The sequence below is a fragment of the Paenibacillus naphthalenovorans genome (assembly GCF_900099895.1).
In the GTDB taxonomy this organism is placed as follows: domain Bacteria; phylum Bacillota; class Bacilli; order Paenibacillales; family NBRC-103111; genus Paenibacillus_G; species Paenibacillus_G naphthalenovorans.
This window is the reverse complement of sequence record NZ_FNDY01000068.1, coordinates 1-4,089: the sequence shown is the minus strand read 5'-3', so window position 1 is coordinate 4,089 and position 4,089 is coordinate 1. Positions and strand designations below refer to the sequence as shown.

The 4,089-nt window shown below is 41.0% G+C and carries 4 protein-coding genes; 3 read left to right on the top strand and 1 reads right to left on the bottom strand.

Annotated elements, in window-relative coordinates; genetic code table 11:
• Positions 1–94 precede the first annotated feature (94 nt).
• Positions 95–1,414, top strand: coding sequence for a hypothetical protein (locus BLT35_RS25885; RefSeq protein WP_139170887.1), 1,320 nt, complete (start codon positions 95–97; stop codon positions 1,412–1,414).
• Between the two features lie 141 nt (positions 1,415–1,555).
• On the opposite strand, the gene BLT35_RS27750 is transcribed toward BLT35_RS25885, so the two are convergent.
• Positions 1,556–2,137 carry a hypothetical protein gene (locus BLT35_RS27750; RefSeq protein ID WP_254777682.1) on the bottom strand — a complete coding sequence of 194 codons (582 nt, stop codon included), beginning with the start codon at positions 2,135–2,137 and terminating at the stop codon, positions 1,556–1,558.
• A gap of 7 nt (positions 2,138–2,144) precedes the next feature.
• Between BLT35_RS27750 and istA the strand changes: the two genes are divergently transcribed.
• On the top strand, positions 2,145–3,659 hold the full coding sequence (istA, locus tag BLT35_RS25875; RefSeq protein WP_254777681.1) for an IS21 family transposase: 1,515 nt from the start codon (positions 2,145–2,147) through the stop codon (positions 3,657–3,659).
• On the top strand, positions 3,656–4,089 hold a 434-nt coding region (locus BLT35_RS25870), incomplete at its 3' end, for an ATP-binding protein (protein ID WP_175472073.1). The genes istA and BLT35_RS25870, both read left to right, overlap by 4 nt.

Genomic DNA, 4,089 nt, shown 5'->3' with positions numbered 1-4,089 from the left:
CAAGTGGTTTTTCGTCCTAATTTCGAGAAATTAGTGACATTTGTGCAGCAAAAACCACCGTTTACCAGTTAATGACACGAACTGCATAGATCATATGTCGTTATTAAAAGATACCATCTTTTGGGTTATGTTCGTATTTGTCCCCCTATTTGCGAAAACAATTGAGCAAGCAAATGATGGTCGCTTCTTTAAAAAACTGATAAAAGATAATCTCAGGATTATTGTGATCATAGAATTCATTCTAAATTTTTGGACGTTTAGTTTGGCAATTGAAATGCTGATAGTCCCAATTACAGTATTCCTCGGTGGGGTTTACGCTGTTGCATTGAGAGAAGAAAAGACATTGGTTGTCAAAAAATTATTAGATGGATTATTTGTTATCTTTGGAATTGTGGTAATATCATTTACTTTATACAACTTTATTATACGTCCAGAAGAGATTATTAATATAGAATCATTGAAAGAATTTTTACTCCCTTTTATTTTGTTGATATTAAATCTCCCTATACTATACGGATTAGCTTTATACAATATCTACGAGCAAGTGTATATTAGGATGAAAGGTGAGTCGAAAGAACAACAAAAAATGAAACGACTGATCTTTCGATTTACAGGAGTCAATTTAAAGAAAATAACTACTTTAAGAAACTATTTAGTCCGCACGGTAAATCAAAGTAGAACTACCGATGAATTAAAACAGCAATTACGAGAATTTGAGAAATATTTAGATACACGTATAGGAGATCATTTTATGAAAAGATCATGGTTTTACATTTTATCTTGTTTTGTACTGATAATTATTTGCTTGTTGGGTATTATTGTGAGTATTTCTAATGTAGGTTTTAAAGACTTATTGACATTTAACTTTGTAGTCGATATTGAGAAAATAAAGGAAATCGTTACTTATGTATCATCAACAGGACTGGCTATTTCTATTTGTTTTCTGATTTACTTCATTGGTTTTGGAAAAAGGAAATTTGAAGATTTTTCACAAATCAAAAAGTTCGCTTTACACGATCTGTTGTTTCTAGTTAAGCATCAAAATAGGATGTTACAGGAATTCCCTCCAATTGATGATCCTCAAAAACTATTCTTTCGTTATATAACAAATATATACGAGATTAAAAAAGAGTGCGACAAGGCTATTGTCTACTACGAAAATCTATTGACCAATTGGGAATTAGAAGCAATTAAACGATTGCAGACATGCACAGGTATTATAATATCGACAATTGGCATTGAGGATATTAACAGATTCAGCGCAGAAGAGTTCGCGATTTTTTATAATAACAAGAAAGCATCTGCTATACAAAATGAAAAGATAAATATTTTCACTTCTGATATTGAAAGGGACATTAAGAAGTACTCAGAGCAGATCGGACTTGTCATGGAAATATTTAAAGTCGGTCTATAAGAAGTGAGTAGTTTAATATCACTGACCCACATTGATGTTTAGGTAAACACCGTTACACTAATATATCTGTGACCAGCACTCTACGCATGTGGAGTGTACAGTGAGACTTGAAAGAAAAGATACAGTTCAATAAATTGTACCTTAATTCGAGGGGAGAGGACTGGAAAGGTTGTAGTTAATCTTAATCTTTCCATCCTCAAATACTTCGATTGTTTGGATAAGCCTTTGGAGGAATTGCTTCAAGACCTGTTCATCGCTAATGTCGAGGTCAATGAAGCGTTCAACTTCCTTCCTAAAGGCTTCTTTGCGTTCTGCGAGGTTCTTTCCTTCTTCTAATGCTACAATGAGTTCAGTCTTCTTACTAAGTAATTCTTGCTGTTGGATGGCGTTACGTTCGTTTTGGTGCTTGAATTGGTCGGTTGTGATTGCCCCCTCAACATGCAAGGACAGCAATTTATCGAAACGATTATCAAGTTCTGCTAATTGCTTTTCAACACGTTTCAGTTCCTTTTGAGCGTGAGACTGAACAGCCATTGCTTTTTCCTCAGCAATACCGTAAAGACTATCAATTGTAACCGGCAAAATAAAATCAACAGAAAACGACAAATAAGAATGAACACTCTTTACCCCCCATACTCGACCTCGTATCATTTTGGTAGATAAAACATCAATGGTGAGGAAGAGTATGAGACGTTTAGAGAGGTGGCATATGTACTTCTCCATTCAACGGATGAAGCAAGAAGGATTAAAGATTACCCAAATTGCCAGAAGATTGGAGCTATCCAGAAATACGGTGTACAAGTTTATCGAGATGAATCCCGATCAGTTCAGTGAGTATCTGGAACAGCTAGAGAGCAGGAAAAAGAAGCTGGATGGTTATGAAAAAACCATTGTAGAGTGGTTGCGGGAGTACCCCGATCTCTCTGCTGCACAAGTACAAGATTGGCTTAAAGAACGGTATCAGGTGGGAAATATCTCTGAAGGTACGGTAAGGAATTATGTGCGAGAGCTTCGGAGTAAGCATGGCATTCCGAAAACGATGCAGATCAGGCAGTACGAAGCGGTAGAAGATCCTCCTATGGGCCACCAAACTCAGGTAGACTTTGGAGAGACGAAGCTTCGCAACCCGCAAGGAAATCTGGTTCGACTTTGGTTCATCGCCTTTGTGTTGTCTCATTCGAGATATAAATATGTTCAGTGGCAGGACCGCCCGTTCACCACGAAGGACGTCATTCAGATGCACGAAGATGCGTTTTCCTTCTTCGGTGGATTTCCGAAGGAACTTGTCTATGATCAGGACCATTTGCTTTTGACCAGTGAAAATCATGGAGATCTCCTGCTCACTCATGAATTTGCGGGGTATGTGAAGGAGCGAGGTTTCCAAATCCGGATGTGCCGGAAGCAAGATCCTGAAAGTAAGGGCCGGATTGAAAATGTCGTGAAGTATGTAAAAAGAAATTTCGCACGTCATCGCCTGTTCAGCCACGTAGATAAATTGAACGAAGACTGTGTTGCCTGGCTTCATCGCACAGGAAATGCCTCGATGCATTATACAACGAAAAAAATACCGGCCGAAGTGTTTGCTCTTGAAAGGGAGCACCTCCGCCCGGTCCACACAAAAATAAACCCGTTACCATCAAGTATAACAAGGACCGTTCGGAAGGACAACACCATTTGGTATGAAGGAAACCGCTACTCCGTCCCTTTGGGAACCTATGACGGTACAGATAAACGAGTGGGCATTCAGGTAACCGAAGCTAGCCAATTGAAAATTTACGACGTGGAGACTGGCCAGGTTCTGGCGGAACATCCGCTTGGGTCCGGCAGTGGAAAACTGATTCAAAACACGAACCACAAACGGGATCGAACCAAGGGAATAGCCGCTTACATCCAGACGGTAGCCGAAGCATTCCCTGTTCCAGAGACGGCCGTGCCCTTTCTCCATGAGATCTACAAACGAAAGCCAAGGTATATCCGTGACCAACTGCAGCTCATTGGGCGGGCATTGGAAGGGGCGGATTCCAAAGCGATGGAGAAGGCACTTCATTACTGCGTGAAGCATCGGTTATACCGGGCGACGGATTTTGCAGATGCCGTAGAACACTACAAGCGGCCACAGCAGCAGACATCCGTTTCCCAGCCCCCTGTCAAACCGCTTATGGACACCGATACGAAGAAGCGGCAAAAGCCTCAAGTTCGGGATTTTTCCGCCTACAAGGCAATTCTTTCAGGAGGACAGCGATGAGTGAAGCAACGTTTGAGCTTAGACAGGCCTTACGCAATCTAAACTTAACCGAGGCCGCGCAAGTCATTGAACAGACCCTGATGGACGCAGAATCCAAGGAGTGGACATGTCGTCAGTTTCTCGGGCAGCTTCTACGGCACGAACTGAACCGCCGCGAGGAGAAACAACTTGCCAAGCGATACCGATGGGCACTTTTGCCGGAGATCAAAACGTTGGAGGAGTTCCGACTCGAAGAACAGCAGTCGCTTAGCAAACGGCAACTCAGCCAACTGCGAGAATTACTCTGGTTGGAACAAAACTACAACCTCATCTTCCTTGGTCCACCAGGCGTCGGGAATTATCGAAAGAATTTGGTTATGGAAAGAATTGAGCGTACATCCCGTTATTTCAATGAATGTACATTGATTTCTTTCCATAACACCTCAGAATA